The organism is Sedimenticola sp. (genome assembly GCF_050289425.1).
GTDB lineage: Bacteria > Pseudomonadota > Gammaproteobacteria > Chromatiales > Chromatiaceae > Sedimenticola.
In genome coordinates this window covers 1-923 of the sequence record NZ_JBNKFS010000053.1, presented here as the reverse complement: position 1 = coordinate 923, position 923 = coordinate 1, and the positions used below count along the sequence as shown (strand labels likewise).

1 protein-coding gene is annotated in these 923 nt (G+C 60.2%); it reads left to right on the top strand.

Annotated features, from left to right (window positions below; translation table 11 throughout):
- Positions 1-407: 407 nt before the first annotated feature.
- The coding region (locus ACQY5R_RS18170) for a hydroxymethylglutaryl-CoA lyase (protein ID WP_428610703.1) at positions 408-923 on the top strand (516 nt) is incomplete at its 3' end.

Sequence of the window (923 nt, the reverse complement as noted above, 5' to 3'; positions counted from 1 at the left end):
CCTCGTGCGTAGAGTGGCCCCCCGCCTCATTGCCAATCCCGAAGAGTATCAGGAAGCCAGTCAAGCTACGAAAGGGTGCAACGGGTGATTGAGGGTAGGCGCTGCGCCACCCGTGTAGGGGCAACCCCCCGTGGTTGCCCAAACGATATGCCGTACCACGGCGGGCAGGCACAGGGGCCTGTCCCTACGAAAGGGTGCAACGGGTGATTGAATAAAGGGTAGGCACTACGCCACCCATGTAGGGGCAACCGCCCGTGGTTGCCCAAATGATATGCCGTACCACCGCGGGCAGGCACAGGGGCCTACCCCTACGAAAGGGTGCCGCATCGAATTACCAATGTAGGGTGGGCACGTTTTATGTGCCCACGCGGAACGGCACAACACAACCGCAAGCCAGAGGAAAAACCGTGCAACTACCACAACGGGTAAAAATCGTCGAAGTCGGCCCCCGGGATGGACTGCAAAACGAACCCACCCCGGTACCGCTGGAGGTCAAGCTGGCGCTGATCCAGAAACTGGAACAGGCCGGCCTGTCGGTGATCGAGGCGGGCAGTTTCGTCTCTCCCAAGTGGGTACCGCAGATGGCTTCCAGTGCCGAACTCTTTCAAGCCATTCAGCCAAGATCGGGCGTCAGCTATCCCATGCTGGTCCCCAACCTGAAAGGACTGGAAGCGGCCCTGGCCGTGGGCGTGAAAGAGATCGCCATCTTCGCCGCCGCCTCCGAAAGCTTCACCCAAAAGAACATCAACTGCTCCATCGAAGAGAGCATCGCCCGCTACAGCGACGTGATGGTGCAGGCGCAACAGCACCAGTTGAAGGTGCGCGGTTATGTCTCCTGTGTGTTGGGCTGCCCCTATGAAGGCGAGATCGCCGCCGACAAGGTGGCCGAGGTGGCGCAACGGTTGTACGAGATGGGCTGTTAC